This is a genomic window from Pseudomonas arabinosi (assembly GCF_047758675.1).
Taxonomy (GTDB): domain Bacteria; phylum Pseudomonadota; class Gammaproteobacteria; order Pseudomonadales; family Pseudomonadaceae; genus Aquipseudomonas; species Aquipseudomonas arabinosi.
The window spans coordinates 3,300,675-3,325,844 of sequence record NZ_CP180480.1 but is presented as its reverse complement, the minus strand read 5'-3'; the positions used below and the strand labels follow the sequence as shown (position 1 = coordinate 3,325,844).

At 59.3% G+C, this 25,170-nt stretch carries 19 protein-coding genes; 4 read left to right on the top strand and 15 right to left on the bottom strand.

Annotation, left to right across the window (positions count from 1 at the left end; translation table 11 throughout):
- Positions 1 to 22: 22 nt before the first annotated feature.
- From ACMXYJ_RS15635 to ACMXYJ_RS15565, 15 genes are all read right to left on the bottom strand, one after another.
- Positions 23 to 853 carry an ABC transporter permease gene (locus ACMXYJ_RS15635; RefSeq protein ID WP_415760554.1) on the bottom strand — a complete coding sequence of 277 codons (831 nt, stop codon included), beginning with the start codon at positions 851 to 853 and terminating at the stop codon, positions 23 to 25.
- Positions 850 to 1,773, bottom strand: coding sequence for an ABC transporter ATP-binding protein (locus ACMXYJ_RS15630; RefSeq protein ID WP_415760553.1), 924 nt, complete (start codon positions 1,771 to 1,773; stop codon positions 850 to 852). The genes ACMXYJ_RS15635 and ACMXYJ_RS15630 overlap by 4 nt, the downstream gene beginning before the upstream one ends.
- Positions 1,770 to 3,059 (bottom strand): nitrous oxide reductase family maturation protein NosD, encoded by a 1,290-nt coding sequence (locus tag ACMXYJ_RS15625; RefSeq protein WP_415760552.1) that lies wholly within the window; start codon positions 3,057 to 3,059, stop codon positions 1,770 to 1,772. Before ACMXYJ_RS15625 ends, ACMXYJ_RS15630 begins: the two co-directional genes overlap by 4 nt.
- A 27-nt stretch (positions 3,060 to 3,086) precedes the next feature.
- The gene (gene nosZ, locus ACMXYJ_RS15620; protein WP_415760736.1) at positions 3,087 to 5,009 is read right to left on the bottom strand and encodes a TAT-dependent nitrous-oxide reductase; all 1,923 of its coding nucleotides are present in this window, start codon (positions 5,007 to 5,009) and stop codon (positions 3,087 to 3,089) included.
- A gap of 53 nt (positions 5,010 to 5,062) precedes the next feature.
- The gene (gene nosR, locus ACMXYJ_RS15615; RefSeq protein ID WP_415760551.1) at positions 5,063 to 7,243 is read right to left on the bottom strand and encodes a transcriptional regulator NosR; all 2,181 of its coding nucleotides are present in this window, start codon (positions 7,241 to 7,243) and stop codon (positions 5,063 to 5,065) included.
- Between the two features lie 99 nt (positions 7,244 to 7,342).
- Positions 7,343 to 8,731: an oxygen-independent coproporphyrinogen III oxidase gene (gene hemN / locus ACMXYJ_RS15610; RefSeq protein WP_415760550.1), complete on the bottom strand. Its 1,389-nt coding sequence runs from the start codon at positions 8,729 to 8,731 to the stop codon at positions 7,343 to 7,345.
- 21 nt (positions 8,732 to 8,752) lie between these two features.
- A complete protein-coding gene (locus ACMXYJ_RS15605) occupies positions 8,753 to 10,096 on the bottom strand; it encodes a coproporphyrinogen III oxidase (protein ID WP_415760549.1) in 1,344 nt (447 codons plus the stop codon).
- Between the two features lie 116 nt (positions 10,097 to 10,212).
- The gene (locus ACMXYJ_RS15600) at positions 10,213 to 10,656 is read right to left on the bottom strand and encodes a CopD family copper resistance protein (RefSeq protein WP_415760735.1); all 444 of its coding nucleotides are present in this window, start codon (positions 10,654 to 10,656) and stop codon (positions 10,213 to 10,215) included.
- An 802-nt stretch (positions 10,657 to 11,458) separates the two neighbouring features.
- Positions 11,459 to 11,899 (bottom strand): CBS domain-containing protein, encoded by a 441-nt coding sequence (locus ACMXYJ_RS15595; protein WP_046046902.1) that lies wholly within the window; start codon positions 11,897 to 11,899, stop codon positions 11,459 to 11,461.
- A gap of 40 nt (positions 11,900 to 11,939) precedes the next feature.
- Positions 11,940 to 12,317 (bottom strand): nitrite reductase small subunit NirD, encoded by a 378-nt coding sequence (gene nirD / locus ACMXYJ_RS15590; protein WP_415760548.1) that lies wholly within the window; start codon positions 12,315 to 12,317, stop codon positions 11,940 to 11,942.
- Positions 12,317 to 14,878 carry a nitrite reductase large subunit NirB gene (gene nirB / locus ACMXYJ_RS15585; RefSeq protein ID WP_415760547.1) on the bottom strand — a complete coding sequence of 854 codons (2,562 nt, stop codon included), beginning with the start codon at positions 14,876 to 14,878 and terminating at the stop codon, positions 12,317 to 12,319. The genes nirD and nirB overlap by 1 nt, the downstream gene beginning before the upstream one ends.
- A gap of 209 nt (positions 14,879 to 15,087) precedes the next feature.
- A complete protein-coding gene (locus tag ACMXYJ_RS15580; RefSeq protein WP_415760546.1) occupies positions 15,088 to 15,219 on the bottom strand; it encodes a hypothetical protein in 132 nt (43 codons plus the stop codon).
- 93 nt (positions 15,220 to 15,312) lie between these two features.
- Positions 15,313 to 16,539 (bottom strand): RtcB family protein, encoded by a 1,227-nt coding sequence (locus tag ACMXYJ_RS15575; protein ID WP_415760545.1) that lies wholly within the window; start codon positions 16,537 to 16,539, stop codon positions 15,313 to 15,315.
- A 332-nt stretch (positions 16,540 to 16,871) separates the two neighbouring features.
- The gene (locus ACMXYJ_RS15570) at positions 16,872 to 17,087 is read right to left on the bottom strand and encodes a TOBE domain-containing protein (RefSeq protein WP_008145745.1); all 216 of its coding nucleotides are present in this window, start codon (positions 17,085 to 17,087) and stop codon (positions 16,872 to 16,874) included.
- A 136-nt stretch (positions 17,088 to 17,223) separates the two neighbouring features.
- Positions 17,224 to 18,486 (bottom strand): OprD family porin, encoded by a 1,263-nt coding sequence (locus ACMXYJ_RS15565; protein WP_415760544.1) that lies wholly within the window; start codon positions 18,484 to 18,486, stop codon positions 17,224 to 17,226.
- Between the two features lie 266 nt (positions 18,487 to 18,752).
- Here ACMXYJ_RS15565 and ACMXYJ_RS15560 point away from each other — a divergent pair, with 266 nt between their 5' ends.
- From ACMXYJ_RS15560 to ACMXYJ_RS15545, 4 genes are all read left to right on the top strand, one after another.
- Positions 18,753 to 19,706: a LysR family transcriptional regulator gene (locus tag ACMXYJ_RS15560; RefSeq protein ID WP_415760543.1), complete on the top strand. Its 954-nt coding sequence runs from the start codon at positions 18,753 to 18,755 to the stop codon at positions 19,704 to 19,706.
- Between the two features lie 84 nt (positions 19,707 to 19,790).
- Positions 19,791 to 20,594 carry a putative hydro-lyase gene (locus ACMXYJ_RS15555; protein WP_415760734.1) on the top strand — a complete coding sequence of 268 codons (804 nt, stop codon included), beginning with the start codon at positions 19,791 to 19,793 and terminating at the stop codon, positions 20,592 to 20,594.
- 370 nt (positions 20,595 to 20,964) lie between these two features.
- Positions 20,965 to 22,080 carry a substrate-binding domain-containing protein gene (locus ACMXYJ_RS15550; protein ID WP_415760542.1) on the top strand — a complete coding sequence of 372 codons (1,116 nt, stop codon included), beginning with the start codon at positions 20,965 to 20,967 and terminating at the stop codon, positions 22,078 to 22,080.
- Positions 22,068 to 25,088, top strand: a complete 3,021-nt coding sequence (locus tag ACMXYJ_RS15545; protein WP_415760541.1) for an EAL domain-containing protein — start codon at positions 22,068 to 22,070, stop codon at positions 25,086 to 25,088. Before ACMXYJ_RS15550 ends, ACMXYJ_RS15545 begins: the two co-directional genes overlap by 13 nt.
- Positions 25,089 to 25,170 lie beyond the last annotated feature (82 nt).

Genomic DNA, 25,170 nt, shown 5'->3' with positions numbered 1-25,170 from the left:
CCAAAACTATCAAAGTGAAAATTCATGTCGCCCGGCGACGAAACAACAGCCAGGCCGAGCCCAATGGCACCGCCACCCACAGCGACAGGCACAGCCAGAGCATCGAGCCCGGCATCGGCAAATCGCTGCCCAGCGTCAGCACACCCGCGGCACTGGCGCCAGGCTCAAAACCGGAGAGGTTGATCAGACGGTAGATGTCAGCGGGGTTGAGCAGCAGCAACCAGGGCAGGACTTTGGGGTTGAACTGCCCTTCGCTGAGCACCAACAGCGCCAGCAGCGCAAGGTCGAACACCAGTACAAAGAAGAACCAGACACCCAACGCCAACCCGGCCGCCGTGGACTTCTCGGCCGACACGCTGCTCAGCACATAGGCCAGCCCCAGAAACCCCCAGCCCAGCAACGTCGACGACGCTATGAACCGGCCAAACGCCCAGAGCAGCAGGCTCAGTTCGACATCGTCCACCAGCACCGCGATGGCCAGCATGGCGCAGCCGAAACCGATCAGTGTCGCCAGCGCCAGGATCAACCCGTGGCCGACAAACTTGCCCAGCAGAATCTGCCCGCGACCCAACGGGTACGTCAGCAACAGCAGCAACGTGCCGCTCTCGTCCTCGCCGACGATGGCGTCATAGGCCAACAGCAACGCAATCAACGGCATCAAAAACGTCGCCAGACTGGCGAGGCTGGCGATGGTGGCCGGCACCGAGGTGAAACCCAATTGGCCGGAGGCTGCGGCGCCCAGCCAGGCGATGCCGATGGCCAGCACCGCGAACAACACACTGATCGCCAACAACCAGCGATTGCGCAAACCGTCACTGAATTCCTTGCGGGCCATGTTCCAGACAGCGTTCATACGGCCTCCCCAATCGGCGCCGCACCGGCCCGGCTCATGTAGTAGCGGTAAATATCTTCCAGCGACGGCTGATGGATTTCCACGTCGGCCGGCTCGTCTTCATTGAGCAGTTGGCGCAACAGCCCGAGCTTGCTGCCATTGAGTGCGGCCACTTCCAGCCCTTCGACGCCCCAGCGCTCGGTGACGTGCCCGGCGTTGTTCCAGCGTTGCTGCAAGGGCCCGGCGTGCTTGAGGCCGTTGGCGCGAATCAGCGTCGGCAACCCGGCCTCCTCGCGCAAACTGCGCAGACTGCCGAGGGCCAGCAGGCGGCCCTGGGTCAGAATCGCCGCGCGGTTGATATGCGCCTCGACGCCCGGCAATACGTGAGAACAGAGAATGATGCTGGTGCCCTGGCTGCGCAGACGATCCAACAACCGATAAAGATCCTGGGTCGCAATGGGATCGAGGCCGACCGTCGGTTCGTCGAGCAGCAACAAACGCGGTTCGCCGAGCAGCGCTTGCGCCAATCCCAGGCGTTGGCGCATGCCTTTGGAGTAGGTCTTGACCCGCCGATGCGCCGCACCGGCCAGGCCGACTTCCTCCAGCAGTACGTCGACCTGAGCGGACGTGGCGCCTTTGAGTCGCGCGAAATGACGCAAAGTCTCAACACCGCTCAATTGCGGATAAAACGTGACGTTTTCCGGCAGATAACCGAGCAGGCGCCGCACATGGGGATCACTGGGCAAACGGCCGAACACCCTGACCTGCCCTTCGCTGGGCTGGAGCAGGCCAAGCACCAGTTTCATGCTGGTCGTCTTGCCCGCGCCGTTGTGCCCGAACAAGCCCAGCACTTCACCTTCCGCCAGGCTGAGGTTGAGCTGATGCAACACGGTGGCATGCCCATAGCGCTGGCTCACGCCTTCTATGTCGATGACGTTCATGAGGTGGGCTCCTGGGTCAGGGTTGGAGTGGATGACTTCATCAGCGGGTGGCTGTCCAGCACCCCCGGCGATTTCATCACCGGAAAGGCCCGTTGCACCCAGCGCAGTAACTCGATGCCGGGGCTGTTCATCAACAGGCGCACCTGCGGGTACAGCCACAGCAGGCGGTCGACGTTGTCATTGGGTTCGTAGGCGATATCGCCGAGGCCATCGTTGTTGCGGTCCCAGCCCAAGTAATCGCTCCAGTAATTGCCGCGGCCATCCACCGACCATTCCTGCAAGCGGGTGGCGACGTACTTGACCTGCCGCTGGTTGCCGACAAAAGCGTTGTCGGCGATGCGGTTATCTTCCGAGCCGGCGGTGAGATGAATACCCACGGCGCTGTGCTCGAAGTGGTTGTGTTCGATGCTGTTGAACAGCGAGTTGTAGATGAACAGCGCCTTGCCCTCGGCACCGCTGATCATGCTGTCGCCGGTCGAGCCGTCGCGCACGTCAGTGACGAAGTTGTCACGCAAGGTTGAATAGGTGATGTAGTTCATCAGGATCCCGTAGTTCTGATCCTGTTCGGAGCGATTGCCGATCACCGTGAGCTTGCGGCTTTGCATCAAGGCGTAGCCGGTACGGGTGCGGCGGGTGGTGTTGCCGATCAGTTGGTTATCGTTGGCGAACATGTAATGCACGCCGTAGCGCAGGTCTTCCAGGGTATTGCCCTGCAGCAGGTTGCCGTTGGAGGTGTCGATGTAGATGCCGTCGCGGGTGTCACGCACCTGATTGCCAATGACCCTGGCGCCATGCACGGCATACAGATGAATGCCGTTTCCGCGATCTTGCGAGCGCATCGCCGGATCACCCTGGATGCGGTTGTCGATCAGGCTCACGTCCTGCGTACCGTCGACCCAGATACCGAAGCCCTTACCCTGCAGGCGATTGCCTTTAATCACCGCACCATGGGCCTTGGGCTGGATAAACACCGCCGCATTCATGGCGGTGAGGTCGTGCCCCCAGTCCAGAAAGGTGCAGCCCTCGATGCCGACATCCGGCGCACTGATGATCAAGCCGTTGCCCTGCCCCTCGCCCTGAAATACCGCGCCGGGCTCGCAGACAATCTGCATCGGTTGATCGACGCTGAACGAGCCACGGTACTCCCCTGCCGGCAGGTGCCAGCGTTGATCGGCGTCCACCGTCAACGGCAGCGTGGTGATGGGTTGCACCGCCAGCGCGCTGCCGGACATCAGCAGGAGCGCAAGCGCAATGACCTTCACCGGGTTTCCCTTGCTGTCAGTCATTGCTTCGCTCCTGTCGATGGGCAACGGTCAGGCCTTCTCGACCTTCATGCGGCCAACCATTTCCATGTGCAGCGCATGGCAGAACCAGCTGCAGTAGTACCAATGCAGGCCAGCCTTGTCGGCGATGAAGGTGATCGATGAGGTCTGCTGCGGGCTGATCTCCATGCTGACGCCATGGTTGGTCATCACGAAGCCGTGGGTCACGTCTTCAATCTGGTCGATGTTGGTGATGGTCACCGTGACCTCGTTGCCCTGCTTGACGGTGAACTCCGGCATGCCGTAGGCCGGGGCCATCGAGGTCATGTAGACGCGGACTTTGTTACCGTCGCGGATGACCTTGTTGTCGGTCTCCAGCTTGATCCCGTCCTTGGCGGCGATCGCCACGGTTTCGGCGAAAAACGGGTCGTTGCGGTCCCAGATTTTCTTGGTCTTGATCTGGTCGCGCCGGGCCATGATGCAATCGTGGGGTTCGGCGAAGGCCGGGCCGTCGTGCACCAGTTTCATTTCCTCGCCGGAGATGTCGATCAACTGATCGTTTTCCGGGTGCAACGGGCCGGTCGGCAGAAAGCGGTCTTTGGAGAATTTGCTCAGGACCATCAGCCATTTGCCGTCGGCTTCGCTGGTTTCAGTCAGCGACGCATGGTTGTGGCCCGGCTGGTACTGCACGTCGAGTTTCTGCTTGATGTAGTTGACCTTCTCGCCGGTGTAGGCGCGAACGGCCTCCTCCACATTCCACTTCACCACCTGGCTATCGATAAACAGCGTGGTGTAGGCATTGCCGCGGCCGTCGTAAGTAGTGTGCAGCGGGCCCAGACCCAGTTCAGGCTCGCCGACCACCGCGTCACGCGGGTCCTTGAGTTTGTCGTCGAACAGATCATCCAGCTTCGCGGTGGCGATGATCGTGCAGGTCGGCGAGAGTTTGCCGGCGGCAATGAAGTACTTGCCATCGGGCGTCATATTGATCCCGTGGGGGTTCTTCGGTACCGGGATGTAACGGGTGAATGCGCTGTCCTTGCCCTCGGTTTTTCGACCGTCGACTACCGGGACTTTCGAGCCGTCCAGAGTGATGAACTTGCCGGCCTTGATCGCCGCTTCAATGCGCTGGATGTTGAACACCACCACCCAATCGCGCTCGTTGCGCATCATGCCGCCCAGGTCGTAGGCCTTCTCCGAGTTGTAGCAGGTCGAAGCCGCATATTTGCCGGTGTAGTCGGCGTCGGTGTTATCCAGGTTGCCGTCGACGATGACCTGAAAGGCCATTTCCATTTTCTCGGCATCGATGGCGTTGAACATCGTGTAGCTGTTCTTGTCCTGCAGGTCGAAGGTGCTGCCGTCATTAGGGTGTGGAATGACGAATTCGGCGTTGGCGAATACGTACTTGGTGTGCGGCATTTTTTGCAGGCGCAGCCCGTGAACAGCCTGCACATTGGGCACGGTGAGCATCTTGTCGCACTTCATGATGTCCAGGCGAATACGTGCAACGCGGCTGTTGGCCTTGTCGTTGATAAACAGGTATTTGCCGTCGTACTTGCCGTCGGTCATCGACAAATGCGGGTGGTGGCAGTCGCCATTCTGGAAATGCGCGCTGTCGCCCATGATCCGTTTGCTTTCGTTGGTCAGGCCCCAGCCGGTGGCGGAGTCGACGTTGAACACCGGAACACGCAACAACTCGCGCATCGACGGAATGCCCATGATCCGTACTTCGCCCTGATGGCCGCCGCTCCAGAAACCGTAGTATTCGTCCAGCTCGCCCGGCCCGACGTGGGTTTTCGATTGCGCGTCCTTGGCCGCAGCCGCCCAGGTTTCACGGGTGAACACTGCGCCACCAAGGGCCGTGGCGCCAGCCAGTACCGCGCCGGTCACCGCGCTGGTACCCAGGAAGCCGCGACGACTGAGGCCGGTCGATTCCGGCACTTCAGCTACTTTTTTAGATTCTGTGTCGTTCATCAGGTGTTTTCCTTGAAGAGATAAAAACGGTCACTGCGGACAGGCGCTCGCGGGGTTCATCCCAGAGCGGTCACTTCCACGACAGGTATCAGTTGCACAGCGGCGGGTGCCGCTTTGCCGCGCTTCTTGCGCTTGTTGATCAGCGGCGGGCACTTGTTGTCGTTCTGGTAAGTCATCTGGCAATCGAGGCAGTAGTGGCACTCGTTGGCATTGATTCGGCCATCGGGATGAATCGCCTGGATCTCGCATTCCTTGGCGCACAGTTGGCAGGGCGTGCCGCAGTCCTTGCGGCGCTTGAGCCAGTCGAAAAGGCGAAATTTGCTCGGAATCGCCAACGCCGCGCCCAGGGGGCAGATGTAGCGGCAATAGACTTTGCGCGTGAAGAGGTTGATGACCAGCAGCGCCACCGCGTAGAGCACGAACCACCACTGGCGGTCGAACCTGAGGGTGATGGCGGTCTTGAACGGTTCCACCTCGGCGAACAGCTCGGCGGTGGACATCGACTCCAGGGAGATGCCAAACAGCAGCAGCAAAATGATGTATTTGATCGCCCACAGCCGCTCATGGACCGCGAACGGCAGTTCGTATTGAGGGATTTTCAGCTTGCGTGCGGCCTCGTTGATCAACTCTTGCAAGGCGCCAAACGGGCACAGCCAGCCGCAGAACACACCGCGACCCCACAGCAGAATGCTGGCGGCGGCGAAGACCCAGAGCATGAAGATCAGCGGAGCGGTGAGAAACAGCTCCCAGCGAAAATGATCGAACAGCGCATGGGCGAAGGTCAGGACATTGACCACTGACAACTGCCCCAGCGAGTACCAGCCGATAAACACCACGGTAAAGACCAGGTAACCGCGGCGCAGCCAGTGCAGAAAATGCGGCCGGCGGGTGAAGGTATCCTGCAGGAACAGGATCGCCGTCAGTAGCAACAACGCAGTCCCGAGTACGGCGATCTGGAAGGATTTCTGGTACCAGATGTTCAACCACATCGGCCGACTGGCTTCCTCGATGGCGGCCAGTTCTTCGGCGCTGGGCAGTGGGCGCTCAAGGTACGGCTCGGGCAATTGATAGGCCAGTTCGAAGCTGCTGAACGTGCCGCTGACCGGGCCAGTCTGGCGACGTACCAATAACTCCAAGGACCAGGGCGATCCCGGATCGAACATCGCTGGTTCGCGCACGATGAAAATCGACATTTCAGTGAATTCCGGCATGCCCTTGGCGAACACGTCGGAGAGCCGCTGGTGGTCCATGTCGCGAAAGCTGATGACATTCCCGAACTGGCGCAATTGCACCCGATCGAAAATCCCGCCGCGCACGTATCCCGAGCCCTTATAGGAAAACAGCCCGCGACCCAGCACTACAATGGCCTGCTCGCCGGGCTTGAGGTCTTGCATGAGGAAGCGATATTGATTGTCGCCCAGCAGCGCGCGGCCAATGGTCGGCGGATTCAGGTCGGCGGTGTAGAGCTCGATAAAGGTCTCATCAACCTGATCGGCGGCGGCGTTTTCCACACCTTCAGCGTCGGTGCCCTTGAAGGCGGCATCGACCTGGCCACGGGTCAGGTTCAAGCGGCGGATGGCGCCGTTGCCGGTCAGTTGTTCCCAGGTGGCGGGCTCGAAAAAGCCCTGCCGCACGGTGGCGGGCTTGCGTGCCATACCGGCCGTGTCCTCGATCAGCTTCAGCGATACGGCCACCTCGTGGGCAGCGCGCATGATGACCTCGTTGACCACCATGGCGGTGACGGTTGCGCCGGCGATGGCATCGACGGTGACCGCATTCGGATCACTGGAATGACCAACGACGACCCGCTGATTGACCTTGACGCCTTTGTACTTGGCGCTGAACCCGTGAAGTTTTGCCTCAGGGATGCCAATCAGCAGAATCGGTTCGTGGTGCTCCAGCACATAGGCATCCTGAATCATGCCGGTCGTGTCGAGAATCACTTGGGTGTTGATGGGTTTGCCTGAGTAGGCCGGAATATCCACCACGTCCAGGCTCTGGAACACATAGCCGATGACCTTGCCGGCGGCGGACAGTGTGCGGACCTTGAACGGGCCTTCGGGGGCGGAAACGGAATCGGTCTGAGGGAAGGTTTTCTCGATGCGCTGCTGCTCGATGTCGCCGTACTGCTTGGCCTGCACAGCCTCGAAGGTGGCGAGCATCAGCATTAGCATGACCACCAGCCCGACGCCCCAGGCGCGCAGGTTGCCGAGTATCGAAGGCTGTTGGATTGTCATGGGTTCGCTGATTTCGAAAGGGCTTTCGGTCATGTTAGGGAGCGCTGCGCCCCCTGCCCTTGATTGAAATCAACTTGCGTCTTTAGAGGACACGCGGCCTCAAACCGTGCGTGAAAACTGCCCTTTTTGCTCACCGCCCAGATAGGCGTCAAACGCCATCGCGGCACTGCGCATCATCAAATGCCCTTGTGGCAACAGCACCAATTCGTCGCGGTGAATCTGCAGCAGCCCATCGCGCACATGCTCGCCCAACTGTGCCAACGCCTCGGCAAAATACTCGGCAAAGCGAATGCCATGCCGCGCCTCATACTGGCTGAACGCGATACGGCCATGGCACATCAAGTCGCTGATTACCTCGCGGCGCAGCAGGTCGTCAGCGTTCAAGCGGTAACCGCGATGCACTGGCAGCAACCCTTGATCGATACGCGCGTAGTACTGCGAAAGCTCCTTGACGCTTTGGCTGTAGCTGTCGCCGACCTTGCCGATCGACGACACCCCAAGGCCGATCAAATCGCAGTCGGCATGGGTGGAATAGCCCTGAAAGTTACGCTGCAGGGTGCCATTGGCCCGGGCCAGCGCCAGTTCGTCATCCGGCAAGGCAAAATGGTCCATGCCGATATAGACGTAACCGGCCTCGGTCAGACGGCGGATGGTCAGTTCGAGCAATTCCAGCTTGCGCTCCGGTGGCGGCATGTCGGCGGGACGAATCAGCCGTTGCGCGCGGACCATCTCCGGCAGATGCGCGTAGCTGTAGGCGGCAATCCGGTCCGGACGCAGCGCGATGATCTTGCTGAGGGTGACGTCGAAACTCTGCACGGTTTGCAGGGGAAGACCGTAGATCAGGTCGACGCTGATCGACTTGAAGTGCGCCTCGCGCGCCGCCGCCACCAACGCATAAATCTGCTCTTCACTTTGCTGGCGATTGACCGCCGCCTGCACGTCGGGGTCGAAATCCTGCACGCCAAAACTCAGGCGATTAAAGCCCAACTGGCGCAACGACTGAATCTGCTCGGTGCTGATGGTGCGCGGGTCGACTTCGATGGAAAACTCATGGTCATCGCTGTCATCCATGTTGAACGCCTGGTGCAGGCAGTCCATCAGGTCCGCCAGCTGCTCGCTGGTCAAATAGGTCGGCGTGCCGCCCCCCAGGTGCAACTGAGTGAGTTTGCGGGTGGTGTCGAACAAGGCCGCCTGCATCGCGATTTCACGTTTGAGGTACGTCAGGTATTCGACGGCGCGATGGGTTTTCTGGGTAATGATTTTGTTGCAGGCGCAGTAGTAACAAAGGCTTTTGCAGAACGGAATGTGGATATACACCGACAACGGTTTTGGCGCGGCCACCTGATTGCTGTCACGGGCGGCACGCTGATAGTCGTCAACGGCAAACGCCTGATGAAACTGCGGCGCCGTGGGGTAAGAGGTATAACGCGGCCCCGGGCGGTCGTACTTTTCGACCAGGGCGCGATTGAAATCAAAGGTCGTGTTCATGATCGATCAACTCGCAGGAGGTTAATGCTTCGCACCGCCCAAATCCTTTTCAAACAGGTTGCAGATGGCGTCCACTTCCGGCCGACCGGCGGGAAGGATGCTGATGAAGCGGTCTGACAATTCAATCAACCCATCCCGGCTCAATTGCTCCAGCAACGGCCAGACGGCGGAGAAGTACTTGGAAAAAACCAGCCCATAACGCCTCTCGATGGCGCGGATATCCAGTTCCTGATCACACGCCAGACGCTCCATGACCATTTGCCGGATCTGATCCCCCGCCTCGAAGCGCCAGCCTCGACACGTCGGCAATTGCCGCATGTCCAGTTGTTGCTGATAGCGTTCAATCTCGTCGGTGTTTTGCGTGTACAAATCGTCGATCTGGCTGATGGCGCCCAAGCCAAATCCAACATGATCGCAATAGCCGTGACGGGAGAAACCCTCGCAGGTACGGCGCAACCGGCCTCGCTCCTGGGCGACCGCCAGATCATCATCGGGCCGGACAAACTGCCCCAGACCGATGTAGTGATAACCCGCGCAAAGCAGTTGATCAAAGCAGATCTGGCGCATCGCGCCTTTATCGTCCTGGCTGCACAGTGCTCTGACTTTGTCACCGAGCACCGGCCGATAGCGGCGTGGTGGCCGGGCATAATCGAACACCATCAGCCGGTCCGGCTCCAGCGCGATAATGCTCGCCAGCTTCAGCGCAAAACTGTCTGGTGTCTGCCAGGCATGGCCAAAACCCAGATCGACGTTGATGGATCGAAAGCCAAAGGTGCGCGCGGCATCCATGAGTGACTGGATCGGCGCCGGGTTCTGGTAGCAGGCCACCGACCTGTCACAGTCGGCGTCGATATCCGGCACGCCGATGCTGACGTGATTGAATCCCTGGTTACGCAGCAACCCCATCGTCGACCAGTCGGTGTGGTGAAGATCGACCTCGACGCTGTAGTCGCCGCCTTCATGTTCAAGAAATTTGAACCGGCCGCGCAGATGACTCATCAGCCGTTCCAGATCAGCAGGCGCAGGTATTCCGCCGCCCAGATGAAACTGCTCGACCCGTTGCTCCGCACCCAGGTGACAACCAACGAGGTCGATTTCCTGCTCCAGGTGCTGAAGGTACTGCTCGATGTTGCTGTGCTCGCCAGCGATATCGCGCGGGGAACAGGAAGACGGTTTGAGGCTGGAAGGCAGTTGCACGTTCAGGGACAGCGGACGGCACTTCTGGCGGCTGACGCGCAGTGCACGAAGCAGATCCAGCGAGCCAATACCGTCATGAAATTTTTGCGTGTCGGCATGACAGTTAGGGTCAAGCACGCCTTGATCGCACCGAGCGATCTCGCCAGGGTTGTGAAAGAAATCGAGCATGACGGTCTCCGAGACTGGCTGCGGACTTTCAGTCTCCGGGTTTAACCATCAATGCTCCTTGATTTGCATCAAGCGCAAGCTAAGTGTCTGCACAACGGACCACCGGTCAGCCCCGATTACCACGTCAGGTAAAACATGCCCTTGGCCAGCAGCACGATAACGACCATGTGGCAGAACAGGCTGCCATGGATGAAGTGCAGGTATCGAGGGCTCATCCGGCCGCTTTTGAACAAAAACATCGCGCCGAGGAAATGCAGCAGCACGCTCACGGCCACTGCGATTTTCAACGCCAGCAATGTGCCGAACGATGAGGACAGTGGTGAGGCCAGGGCTGGCAAGTAACGCAACCAGACCATGCCCAGCCCCGCACCGAACAACACCAGCAGCACCCACGGCATCAGCGAGCGGGCCCGGCGGCCGATGCCCTGCTCCACCAGCAGCATCACCCTGGCGGGTAGCTGTTTGCGGATGCTTTCCAGGAACAGGACTTCGAAGAACACCGTGCCGATGAAGATCAGCGCGGCAAACAGGTGCAAGGTCAGAATCAGCGGATAGATCATGGTGTTTTCGCCTTGGGTCAAGGCAACCCGCGCTACGGCGAACATTGGGGTGAGCGCACTGGCTGTCGGTCTCTGGAGACTACAGAGACTGCCTGGATATGCGGTTGATACTGATCAAGAAAGCCGCAAAACCGTGTGCATATCCGTTTCTGCGGTTACGGCGGCTATCGGTTTCGCTTTTACCGCGAGTTACTTTGAAAAGCCCCAAGTAACCAAGGGCTCTTGCCCCTTTCGATGGGGCGGGCACCGTAAAAAGCACCGCGAGGCGGCCTACCGGCCGGCCTGTCTCTTCAAGCGTACGCATTCCCCTGTGGGAGCGAGCCTGCTCGCGATGAGGTCCTGTCAGTCGACATCAATGTTGAATGTAAGTCCGCCTTCGCGAGCAGGCTCGCTCCCACAGTTGGATTTTTGGCAGGCATGGCATAGGTGTCCACCGCCGATGACCATGACTGACATCAGGCCGGCTATCAGGTCGCCTCGCTCTGGCTTTTGATCTGGCTTTTGATTTTGACCTGCCCCGTCGGAAGGCCGAGCGCAGGTTCTGCGCAGTGGGCACCGCGGCAAGGATGCCGCGGTAGCCGCCCCCGGCCATGGATGGCCGATGGCGGCGGGCCCACGGAGCAGGACCGGAGCGAGGGTACCCTGAGCCTAGGCGAAGGGCCGTACGTCAGGGGCCAAAGCGTTTTGGTTACTTTGGCGCTTTTCCAAAGTGACCCGCCGTAAGGGCGGAACCCTCAGCAGCCATCACCGCAGAAACGGATATGTCCCCCAACCTCAAGTGAACACCTAGGCCCAGACCCATTCAGTGCCCGCGAATGTAATGCTCCAACTGCCGAATCAAATCCGCCTGCTCAACGATAGCTTCCTTGACCAGATCCCCAATCGATAACAGCCCCATCAGTTCACCACCCTCCATCACCGGCAGATGACGCAGATGGCTGTCAGTCATGACCGCCATGCAACGCTCAATACTCTGCTGACTGTCAGCCGTCACCACAGGCGCACTCATGATATCGCGCACCGGCGTACCCACCGAAGAGCGCCCCTGCAGCACGACCTTGCGCGCATAGTCGCGCTCGCTGATCACGCCGACCACCTGCCCGGCCTCGATCACCGGAAGCGCACCCACGTTCTTTTCAGCCATGATCCTCAGCGCTTCAAGCACCATTTCATCCGGCGCGATGCTATGCACCTGACGGTTTTGCACGACCTTGAGTTTCAGCAACTGCGCAGCTGTTTTCATAAATGCCTCCGATGCGGATACGCGATGCGGTTAAACAGACTCAAGCCACCCCGACTTCCACCACGCCGCTGTTCAACCGCACGGGCCAGACACGCAGACGCTGTTGCGGGTACTCCAGGCAACTGCCGTCCTCAAGGCGGAAATGCTGTTTGTAGATCGGCGATGCAACCACCAGATCACCCTTGATGCTGCCGACCAACCCGCGACCGATCACATTCGCCCCGGATTGCGGGTCATGGTTGTCGATGGCGTAGAGGGTCCGACCCTCGGCACCCGGCAGGTAGAACAGCGCCACTTGCGCGCCATCGAGCCAGACGACAACCCCGGAGTTGCTGACCAGGTCCTGCTGCTCGCACACCGTTTGCCAGGCCTCGGTGTGTTCCAGGGAATCGATGCGTTGGGTATTGGACTGGCTCATCAGGCAATCTCCTCGGTAACAGGGATAAGGTTGAGTTCGGCCGCCATGATCGGGCGCCGCTGGCCGCGTTCCTGGACAAAATGGATGTCCGGGTCCGGGCGTTTATCGTTGACGAAGGTACGGAAACGCTTGAGTTTTTCCGGGTCTTTGAGGGCGTTGGCCCACTCGCATTCATAGCGGTTGACCACCAGTTGCATCTGCGATTCGAGTTCTTCACCCAGCCCGAGGCTGTCGTTGATGATCACGTCCTTGAGGTAATCGAGGCCGCCCTCCAGGCTTTCGCGCCACACCGAGGTACGCTGCAATTTGTCGGCGGTGCGAATGTAGAACATCAGGAAGCGGTCGATGTAGCGGATCAGGGTCGCATCGTCGAGGTCGGTGGCGAACAGTTCAGCATGGCGCGGACGCATGCCGCCGTTGCCGGCGATGTAAAGGTTCCAGCCTTTCTCGGTGGCGATCACGCCAACGTCTTTGCTCTGGGCCTCGGCGCACTCGCGGGTGCAACCGGATACCGCGAATTTGAGCTTGTGCGGCGAGCGCAGGCCTTTGTAGCGGTCCTCGATGGTCAGGGCCATTTGCACGCTGTCTTGCACACCATAACGGCACCAGGTGCTGCCGACACACGACTTCACCGTGCGGGTCGATTTGCCGTAGGCATGCCCGGTTTCGAATCCGGCCGCAATCAGCTCGGCCCAGATGTCCGGCAGTTCATGCAACTGCGCGCCAAACAGGTCGATACGCTGGCCGCCGGTGATTTTGGTGTAGAGGTCGTATTTCTTCGCCACCACACCGATCGCGATCAGTTTGTCGGCAGTGATCTCGCCACCGGGGATGCGCGGCACCACCGAATAGGTGCCGTTTTTCTGCATGTTGGCCATGAAGGTGTCGTTGGTGTCCTGCAGCGGCACCAGTGAGGCGTCCATGATCGGCTGGTTCCAGCACGACGCGAGGATCGAGCCCACCGCCGGTTTGCACACGTCGCAACCGGTGTGGCCACGGCCATGCTTGGCCAGCAGTTCTTCGAAAGTGATCACCCCTTCTACCCGCACCAGCGCATAAAGTTCTTGGCGGGTATAGGCGAAGTGTTCGCACAGGCTCTTGTCGACGCTGACGCCTCGGGCAATCAACTCATGTTCGAAAACCTGCTTGAGCAGCCCGGCACAACCACCGCAACCGGTGCAGGCTTTTGTCTGCGACTTGAGCAGGCCGAGGTCGGTGCAGCCACCGTCGATGGCCGAGCAAATGGAACCCTTGGTGACGTTGTGGCACGAGCAGACCGTGGCCGCTTCGGGCAACGCGCCCGGGCCCAGGGTCGGCGCACCTTCGGACGACGGCAGAATCAGGCTGGCGGGTTCCGCCGGCAGCGCAATCGCGTTCTGCATGTATTGCAGCAGTGTGTCGTAATAGCTGTTGTCACCGACCAGCACCGCACCGATGACGTGCTTACCCGTGGCATCCACCACCAGGCGTCGATAGCTGGCCGTGGTTTCGTCGATGAACTGATAACTGCGCGCGCCCGGCGTGCTGCCGTGGGCGTCGCCGATGGAGCCGACATCGACGCCCAGCAGCTTTAGCTTGGTCGACATGTCCGCGCCCATGAACGGCTCGGCGGTTTCGTTGCACAGCAATGCGGCGACACCGCGCGCCATTTGGTAGCCCGGGGCGACCAGGCCAAAAATACTGCCGTTCCACGCCGCACATTCGCCGATCGCATAGATGTTCGGATCGCTGCTCTGGTATTGGTCGTCAATCACCACACCGCCGCGCGGGCCGACTTCCAGCGAACATTGACGGGCCAGTGCGTCTTGAGCACGGATACCGGCGGAAAACACGATCAGGTCGGTTTCAAGGAATTCGTCATTGGCGAAGTTCATCCGGTAACGGTATTCCTCGCCTGCGCTGATCGATTGCGTGCCACGCGACAGGTGCACACCAACGCCGAGTCGTTCGATCTGCGCCTTGAGCGCCAGGCCACCGTACTCGTCCAGCTGCACCGGCATCAGGCGCGGGGCGAATTCCACCACGTGAGCTTCCAGCCCCAGGGTTTTCAGCGCGTTAGCCGCTTCCAGGCCGAGCAAGCCACCGCCGACCACCACACCGCGTCGGGCGTTGCTTGCCGCAGCACGAATGGCGTCGAGGTCTTCAAGGGTGCGATACACCAGCCGCGAATCGCCCTCGGCACCTTCGATTGGCGGCACAAACGGATAAGACCCGGTGGCCAGCACCAATTTGTCGTAGGAAACGCAGCCTTGCGCGGTGATCACCTGACGGCGGGCGCGGTCGATTTCCAGGACCGGCACCCCCAGATGCAGCGTAACGCCCGGGGTCTGGTACAGCGAAGCTTCACCGAGGGCCAGCGACTCGGCATCACGGCCGGAGAAATATTCGGAAAGGTGCACGCGGTCGTAGGCACGCATCGGCTCCTCGCTGAACACGTGCAGCCGATACTGATCAAGGGCACCGCGTTCGATCAACTGTTCGACACAATGATGTCCGACCATGCCATTGCCGATCACGATCAGCGTTTGCAGCTTGTTCAAAGTGGCAACATTGGAATTCATAAGAGACACCCGTCGATAGCTGTTCAAAAAGCAAAAAAAAACGCCTGAAACCTTGCGGTTCCAGGCGTCTTTGCCTGTTCATTTACGGTGCTAAGTCAGGCATCTATGCCGGAACCACCGATGTTGCCCACGACCTGTTTGGTCAATCGATCGTCGTTGACCGAGGGGGCTGCCCACTCGACTGCATTCACAGTGGGCCTGAACAGTGTCTAGCAGACTTTGTGCCAGCCGGCCATTGGCAGTCCTTGCGCCAGTAAACGTTGACCACGGGTGACCATGAACGCCCGATGTTTGCCTTCGCATAGTGCAGCGGCGTGTTGCGCGGCCTTATAAAAGTGCACAAAGGCGATCCCGTTTCGCTGCCTTCCTGAGTGCGCGGCAGTTTGGAAAGGGCACGCCCCACTGCTGCGGCGATGAACCCGAGCCCATTTTTCCTATCCTTTTACGCACACCACCTGACGCAAGGTGTGCAGCACTTCCACCAGCTCGCGCTGGGCGTGCATGACGTGGTCGATGTCCTTGTAGGCCATCGGAATTTCATCGATAACGGCAGCATCCTTGCGGCACTCCACGTGGGCGGTGGCACGGATCTGGTCTTCGACAGTAAACAGGCTTTTCGCTTTGGTACGACTCATGGTGCGACCGGCGCCGTGGCTGCAAGAGCAGAAAGAATCCTCGTTACCCAGCCCGCGGACGATGAAGTTTTTGGCGCCCATCGATCCCGGAATAATCCCCAACTCGCCCTTCTTCGCCGACACCGCGCCTTTGCGGGTGACCAGAATTTCCTGACCAAAATGTCGTTCTTTCTGCACGTAGTTGTGATGGCAGTTCACCGCTTCCAGCGCCACCTCAAAGGGCTTGCTGATCACTTTTCGGGTCGCCTGAATCACCGCTTGCATCATCAACGCACGGTTTTGCCTGGCGAAGTCCTGAGCCCAGCCGACCGCTTCGACATAGTCATCAAAGTGCCGGCTGCCCTCTTTAAAGTAAGCCAGGTCACGGTCCGGCAGATTGGCGAGGTGCTGACGCATATCCGCCTGGGCCATTTGAATGAACAGGTTGCCGATAGCGTTGCCAACACCACGGGAACCGCTGTGCAGCATGAACCAGACCCGGTTGGTTTCATCCAGGCACACCTCGATGAAGTGGTTCCCGCTGCCCAGCGTACCCAAGTGCCCACGGTTATTGGTGTTGGCGAGTTTCGGGTACTTACCGGTGATCGCCTTGAACCGCGAGTCCAGTGCCGCCCAGGCCCGGTCCGCCTGATGCGGAACGCTGTCCCAGGCGCCCTTGTCCCGAACGCCGCGGCCCCCGGTGCGGCCATGGGGCACCGCTTTCTCGATCGCACAACGCAAGCCATGCAGGTTGTCCGGCAAATCGCTGGCGGTCAGCGACGTGCACGCGGCGATCATGCCGCAGCCGATGTCCACTCCGACGGCGGCGGGGATGATTGCGCCGACGGTGGGGATCACGCTGCCGATGGTTGAGCCCTTGCCCAGGTGGACGTCGGGCATCACGGCCAGATGCTTGAAGATGAACGGCATCCTGGCGGTGTTCATCAATTGCTGTCTGGCTTCGTTTTCTACCGGGACGCCTTCGGTCCAGAGCTTGATCGGTTTGCCGTTGGCGACTTCCAGTAGTTGGTAGGTAGGTGCTTGCATGACTTCGATTCTTTTCGATTGGTCGACGGTTCGACGTTGTTCTGGAGCCAAAGGTGAAAAAGGCATCGCCAGTCGCCTGTCAAGAAGGTATTAACAGCCGACGCGTCAGCTTTGATTCTCCTACTTCGCGGAAAAAACGGTATGAATTTATTTACTGGGAGTCGCCCGGTACACAAGCTTCGATGAGCAGGCACGGCTCCCCCGAGTAGCACTCGGTACACCGTAGAAAGCAACCGCCGACACTTTTCTCCTGTCAGCGCCGATAACAGAAACGTCGCTCAGTGAGCGGCGTTTTTTTGTGGGTTCTGCTGGAGTAACAAACAGGCACTCTTTCAGAGCTTGGCGATCGAAACTTCTGTGGATTTGACGAAGGCAATCACCTCGCTCCCCACTTTCAATTCAAGATCTCGCACTGAACGGGTGGTGATCACCGAGGTGACGATACCGGAGGCGGTTTGCACATCGATTTCGGAGACCACTTCGCCTGTCACGATTTCCTTGATGACACCCTTGAACTGGTTGCGGACGTTGATCGCTTTGATGGTCATGATGAGGCTTCCTGTCTAATGTCGAATACATCCGCACGGATGTGCAGGCCTTCAAAATGAACCTCCCGGATCAATATTAAAAGGAATATATATTGATTTGCTTATTCCTTAATCGAATATAAAGTCCGCCCAGCATTTACCACAACGTCACGGTATAGCTGACGATCAGACGGTTCTCATCCAGGTCATTACCGAAGTTCGAACGCACTGATGCGTTGCGCCATTTGAGTCCGAGCCCTTTCAACGAACCGTCCTGCACCACATAAGCGATATCGGTGTTGCGCTCCCATTCCTTGCCTTCACCCGGCGCAGTGCGTTGCACATTGTCGCCAGAGATATAGCGGGTCATGAAGGTCAACCCCGGCACGCCGAGTGCGACAAAGTTGTAGTCATAGCGCGCTTGCCAGGAATGTTCGTCGATGTTGGCGAAGTCACCGATCTGCACGAAGTTGACCAAGTACGGATCGCTGCGCCCGATATAGGGAAACGGATCGTCGCCGCTCATGCGCTGATAGCCAAAGCCCAACGCATGGCCGCCCAGGCTATAGGTGAACATCGCACCGAAGGCCTGGTTATCAATATCTCGAAAGTTGCCGTCTTCGGTACTGCGCGCATAGCGCACGTCGCTCTTGAGCGACTGGCCGGCGCCCAGGTCCAGCGCGTGCACAAGCCCGAGGTAATTTTGCTGGTAGATGTTCTCAAGCTGGCCGTAGCGATACTGCGCGGTCAGGTTCGGCAGGAACTGATAGTCAGCCCCGGCAAACTGAAACTTGTCACTCCGCCCGCCAATGCGGTTGGCGGTCATGTCTTGATAGTCGGTGGAGTCGACAAAATTGATCTGCGTGAGTTGACCGCCCGTGAGCTTCAAACGATCGATTTCCTGCACATTCACCAGCCCACCCTTGAACGTGCTCGGCAACAGGCGGGTATCGTTGGAGCTCACCACCGGGTCCTTGATCTGCAACGCCCCGAATTTCAGGGTGCTGTTGGACACGCGCATTTTCGCTGTCAGGCCTAACTCGCCATAGCGATCCTGCGAGCCGCCGGACCTATCCGGCGGCAACAGATTAGTCCCCGCCGTACCGCCACCGGAGTCCAGCTTGAAACCGGCCATGCCCAAAACATCCAGGCCAAAACCCAACGTGCCCGCGGTGTAACCCGACTCCATTCGCAACAGAAAACCCTGTGCCCATTCCTCGGCCTTGTCGCGCGAACCGTCCTGGCGAAAATCACGGTTGAAGTAGAAGTTGCGCGCTTCCAGGCTGCCTTTACTGTCCGCGACGAAATCCGCCTGAGCGGTCGGTGCACAGAGCAGACTCAGGCCGAGCAATGTGCCAACTGGGGCGCACCCATTGAATGGGCGGGTGCGACCCGCTTTTGAAGGCACGTGGACAGTCATGATTTTTCCCATGGAAGAGGTTCCTGCAGCAGCAAGCGAAGATGACGGACACGCCTCATTGTTTTTTTGTGAAGGCATTGTCGTGGGGGGCGGACGCAGCGACCTGCGTCGTGGAGCGGATTCTTCGTGCCGGGGCAGAACGGCGTCAAACGGGAAAAAGACGAGGTTATGCATAAGAAAATTTGATGCCCGCGATGACGGACTCTGGAGTAACAATTGCAACTCGCCCCTTCATTACAAGAGCCATAAGCGCCAAGGGAACCGCCATGAACCTCAAATTCCTCGAAACCTTCGTCTGGGTCGCCCGCCTGCAAAGCTTCAGCCTGACCGCCGAAAAAATGTTCAGCACTCAGGCAGCGATCTCCAGCCGGATCGCCGCGCTGGAAGACGAGCTGGGCTTGCGCCTGTTCGTGCGCGATTCACGCGGGGTGTCGCTGACGCCCGAAGGTCTCAAGGTGCTCGATTACGCCGAGCAGATGCTCGAGGTTCAGCGTGCGCTGAAACACTCGCTGGACAACACCAGCCCGCAGCAGGGTCTGGTGCGCATCGGCGTGATGGATACGGTGATTCACACCTGGCTCAGCCCGTTTATGTCGACCCTGATGCAGACCTTCCCTGCCGTGGAAATCGAGATCACTGCCGACGCCGCACGCAATCTCTGCGAGCAACTGCAAAAGGGCTATCTGGACATCGTTTTCCAGACGGATCTGATCCGTCATGAAAGCGTGCGCAACCTCGAGCTGGCGCACTACCCCATGCACTGGATCGCGGCCAGCAACTCGATCTACGCCCGGCCTTATGCCTCGCTCACCGAGATGGCCGGCGAGCGCATCATCACCTTCGTCAAACACTCACGGCCGCATCAGGATGTGCTCAACCTGTTGCACGCCCATGGCATCGGCGCTCCGCGCGTCAGTTGCGTCAACTCGGTGTCGGCCATGACCCGATTGATTCGTGACGGCTTCGGTATCGGCGCCTTGCCGGCGGCACTGGTGGCCAAACCCCTGGCCAGCGGCGAGTTGATCCAGCTGGATCCCGGCAGTCGCTTGCCGCAACTGGATGTCGTGGCCTCGTGGCGCGCGGGGGTCGGACTGGAACTGATCGAGAACATCGTCGAGATGAGTCGCCAGGTGGTCTGCCAATACGCGGCGGATGTCGGTCCGTTACTCATGGTGGCGGCGCCGGGCCTCGACAGCCGACTGCCCCTGAATAACTTTTAGTTGTCTGGGGGCAACAACATTCCTTGTTGGACGGCATCACCGCGGGTTTCTAAAAAGGGTCAACGAACCTGCCGAGATGCCATGATGAATCAACCCGCCCTGTCCTTCGAACAACTGCAGCGCAGCACTCCTCTCGTCCTGCGCCAAAGCATCGCCGCCGGGCACTATCAGGGTCACACCAGCGGCCTGGGCCAAGGCCGGGTGCAAGCCAATATCGTGATTCTGCCCAGTGATTGGGCCAACGAGTTCCTCAGGTATTGCACCCTCAATCGTCAAGCCTGCCCGCTGCTCGACATTACCGAACCGGGCGATCCGTACTTCCGCAATCTCGGGACAGCCATTGATGTTCGCCACGATGTGCCCCGATACAGGGTTTATCGCCATGGCGAACTGAGCGATGAACCGCTGGATATCGAGCACCTTTGGCAGGATGACCTGGTGGCCTTCGCCATCGGCTGCTCGTTCTCCTTCGAACAACCGCTGCTGGATGCCGGCATCCCCCTCAAGCACATCGATCTGGGGCGCAATGTCGCCATGTACCAGACCAACATCGACACGCGCCCCACCGCTCGCCTCGGTGGCAAGCTGGTGGTGAGCATGCGGCCGATGAAAGCTGCTGCCGCCATCCAGGCCATTCAAATCACTGCGCGCATGCCCAACGTCCACGGCGCTCCCGTGCACATCGGCGATCCGTCGCTGATCGGTATCCACGCGCTCAATACCCCGGACTACGGCGATGCCGTTCCCATTGAAGCTGACGAAATACCGGTGTTCTGGGCGTGCGGTGTGACGCCTCAATCGGTGGTGCAGGCTTCACGTCCGCCACTGTGCATCACCCATGCTCCCGGTTGCATGCTGGTGACGGATTTGTACAACAGCGCTTTGTAAAGGCGTGGGTGTGCCGTAATGGAACGACACCATCCGTAGCAGCTGTCGAGCTTGCGAGGCTGCGTTCGGCTGCCTCGCAAGCTCGACAGCTGCTACAGATCGCGATTTGGCTGCCTATGCAAAGTCGAAGCCTTGTAAAACCACTCAATGTAGTCAACGATGCAATTGGCCCTCGTCCCTTGTTTTGTGCCATGGACCCTGCCCCATTTCCTGAATGTTCAGGACTAAAGTTCGCGCACATTACCCACAAAAGACCAGGTGACAGCAGAACCGACTATCCTTTCGGACAGTGAACGCTGCACTTTTGGCAAAAAGGGACGCCATGCCAGACTATGATCGCGCCATCGGCTCCAGGCCCGGGCCACTCCGGATGGCTTCAATTACGGTTTTCTGTCTTTTCACGGCAACTCCCGGATACGGCCAGAACCCGCCAACCACAGCGGCTGTCGAAAACGCCACGGTTACGGTGATTCAAGCGCAGGAAATCGTTTCCAGGGCCACCCTTGAAGCCGTTCGCTGGAGCGGCCCTGAATCCGGCCCGCAAGCCCTGCGGGGCAAGAGCATCGCCTTTGTCGCAGAAGATTTGCGTAACGGAGGCATTGTCGGTGTCGCGCAGGGCGCTCGCGAGGCCGCCAAGGCGATGGGCTGGACGCTGAAGATATTCGATGGCGCGGGATCATCGGCCGGGCGCGCGAAGGCCTTTTCCGATGCCCTGGCAGCGAAACCCGACGGCCTCATACTGTGCGGCTCCGATGCCCTTGAGAACAATGCGGCGCTGATCCTCTTCGCCAACCGGGATGTGCCGGTGGTTGGCTGGCACGCCGGGGCACGACCCGGACCGATTGACGGCACGCCGGTGGCCATGAACGTCACGACCGACCCGCTCGAAGTGGCTCGCCTCACGGCCATGGCGGCAGTGGCACAGTCAAACGGACAGGCCGGCGTGGTCATCCTGACCGACTCCAGGTACAGCATCGCCATGGCGAAAGCCAAGGCCATGGAAAACGTCATTCGGGCCTGTCGGGAATGTACGTTGCTGGAAGTGCGCGATGTTGCGATCTCCGAAAGTAGCGAGAAGATGCCGGCGATCACCAAGGAACTGCTTCAGCGCTATGGCAAGCGCTGGACCCACACGCTGGCCATCAACGATATCTATTTCGACTACTCGATTGCCTCATTGACCAACGCCGCAATACCCAGCGACGGCATCAGTCTGTTGTCTGCCGGTGATGGCAGCGCTTCGGCTTTCTTGCGCATACAGGCAAAAACCTACCAGACCGTCACCGTGGCCGAGCCGCTCAACCTGCATGGCTGGCAAGTGATGGATGAATTGAACCGGCTGTTTGCAGGTCAGCCGGTGAGCGGCTTCGTCGCGCCGATTCACCTGGTCAATGCCGACAATATCGCCTTCGACGGCGGGAAGAAATTCCAGTACGACCCTGACAATGGCTATCGAGACATCTATCGCCACCAATGGAACCCCTGATATTGGACGTTATTTCCCGGCTCGGACGCCCGCTATTGCCACAATCGCTACGCGCACAGTTCACACTGGCGTTTCTGACGCTGGCGCTGCTGATCCTGGCGAGTGGTGCAACGGCGGTCTACGCGTTGCGCACGTCAAACAATGCCACCCGCCAGCTGACGGATGAACGACTGGTCCGCATGCAAGATGGGCAAGACATGCTGCAGCGTACCTTGCTGATCGAACGCCAGACCGATCAGCTTCTGACAACCCGCTCCCCCGACACCCTGCGTTCAAGCTATGCGGCGACCGTCGAACAGCTTGAGGCCCTTGATCAACTGGTGCGGCAGCTGACCGCTGCGAACAGTGGCGTGGCGATACTCGACATGCATCAGTCGAGTCAGATGTTCCGCAATACCGCCAACATCGTTGCGCAGCTGCGAGAAAGCCTGCTGCAAACCGAGGTCACCTTCGAGCAAGCCATGGAGGATTACACCACCCGGTTAACCGCGACACAGGCCCGGGTCAGCCTGGAACTGGCGGTGTTGCTTTTCGATCTGCCGCAGACTGTTGACAGTGATGCCGTGCAACGGCTGCGGATCCGCTATGAGCGCCTGTCACGCAGCGCCGGCAAGTTACCCGACGCGGATGTGGAGACGCCCGATCTCTTCTCCCTGCGCCTGAGGCTCATCAATCAGCACAACGTCATACAGCGCTTCAATGAGGAACTGAAGAATGAGGCCGGGGTTCTGGTCGCGGTGGCCCGTGCGCAATCCAGTGCTTACACCGAAGACTATCGCGAAGCCCTGCAGCGCTTGGTCGAGGCCTCAAATCGCAACCAGCAATGGGTGCTGATCATGTTGGGCACCAGCCTGATATTCGCCTGGTTCGTGACCCGGGTCTTCATGGGCCGTCATGTGCTCGTGCGCCTGAATGAAATAAGCCGGCAGTTGCGTCAGGAACACACTGACAAAACGCATTTGATGATGGAGGAACATGGGAAGGACGAGATCGGCAACATGGCCCGTGCGGTGAATCAATTCCTCAAAGACCGACTTCAGCTGGAAAAAAGAACGGTCCAATTGAGTATCGCCACAGAGCGGCTCGCCCTGCAAAACAGCCGATTAGAGCAAGAAGCCGTCATCCGTGCCGGACAACGTCATGTCCTGGAGCTGATCGCCAGGAGCACCGAGCTTGCAGAAGTCCTCGACAGCCTGGCTCACCTGGTGGAGTCCCAGCTGGAGGGGATGATGGTGTCCATCCTGGTGCTGGATGAGGATGGCAAACACCTGCTGCACGGGGCTGCCCCCAGTTTGCCGAAAGCCTATAACCAGCTCATTGACGGGATTGCAATCGGTCCGAACGTCGGTTCATGCGGCACAGCGGTGTATCGACGAGAACCGGTCATCGTCACGGATATCGAGCTGGATCCGCTGTGGGAGGCGTACCGTTCAGCCGCTGCGCCCTATGGATTTCGCGCCTGCTGGTCGACGCCGATTCTCTCCCATGAGCGAAAGGTATTGGGTACGTTTGCCTTGTATTCCAACACCGTACGCAGCCCTAGCTCGACCGAGACGCGACTGATCGACATGGCGACACCGCTTGCCGGCATTGCGATAGAACGCCAACTGACCGAAAAGCGCATTCGCTATATGGGCGACCATGACGCCCTGACCGGGCTGCCGAATCGCACACTGCTTGAAGACCGTCTCAAGCAGGCAATACTTTATGCTCAGCGCTACGACCGCCTGGTGACGGTGGTGTTTCTCGATCTGGACAAATTCAAACTGGTGAATGACAGCCTTGGGCACAGTGCTGGAGACGAACTGCTGAAAACCGTCGCCCAGCGCATGCGGGAGTGTGTACGCCGCACCGACACCGTCGTGCGCCTGGGGGGCGATGAGTTTGTGATCATCCTGTTCGACCAGCCCTCAGACCTCGACGGCGTTACTCCAGCCCTGCACAAAATCCAGGAAGCCATCCTGCGCCCGATTCAGCTCAGCGGACATACACTCCACGTCACCTGCAGCATGGGGTTGGCCACCTACCCTGCCGACGGCGGCGATACCGACACGTTGCTCAGCAACGCGGACGCCGCCATGTACCGGGCCAAGGAGCTGGGTCGCAACAGTTACCAGTTCTATACGAGCGAGATGAAAAACAAGGTTCAGGGCAAGCTCGCCATGCAAGACGGGCTTCGAAACGCACTCAACCATGACGAGTTCCTGTTGCTGTACCAGCCACAGGTGGATTTGCAGTCAGGTCAGATTATTGGCGTAGAGGCACTGATCCGCTGGCAGCACCCCGAGCTCGGCATCGTGTCTCCCATCAAATTCATTCCGCAGGCCGAAGAGACCGGGCTGATCGTGCCCATCGGTGACTGGGTGATTCATGCCGCGTGCAGACAGAACAAGGAGTGGCAGGATGCGGGCTCGCCGCCGATCACCATGTCGGTGAATATTTCAGCACGCCAGTTCATCGAAAGGGACCTGATCGACCGGGTGAGGCATGCCTTGCAAGAAACCGGACTGGACCCGATGTACCTTGAGCTGGAGCTGACCGAAAGTCTGATCATGCAAGACCTTCAGCAAGCCATCAGCAAAATGAAGGAACTGCAATCAATGGGGATCAGTCTCTCGATCGACGACTTCGGCACCGGCTACTCCAGCCTCGCCGCATTGAAAAGCTTCCCGATCGCGAGACTCAAGATCGACCAGTCTTTCGTGCGTGATCTGCCCGACAACGAGAACGACAAAGCCATCGCCACCGCAGTGATTTCGTTGGGGCACAAACTGAACCTCAAGGTCATTGCCGAAGGCGTCGAAACCGAAGAGCAGCAAACCTTCCTGCGCGAAAACGGCTGCGATGAAATTCAGGGCCACTTTTTCAGCAGAGCGGTCAGCGCCGAGGAAATCAGTCTGTTACTGCGTACGCCACGGCTGCCTCAGCAGAGCCGCATTGCGAGCCCTGGCTCGGCAAGGCGAAAACGCGATGTAAAACGCCCAAGCAGTCCAATGCCCGGGCATTAATACTGCGCAGGGCCTTTCACACAGCCTGGGGCAGGTATTGACGATGTGTCAGCGAACGAAAAATTGTTATCGGCATGTATGC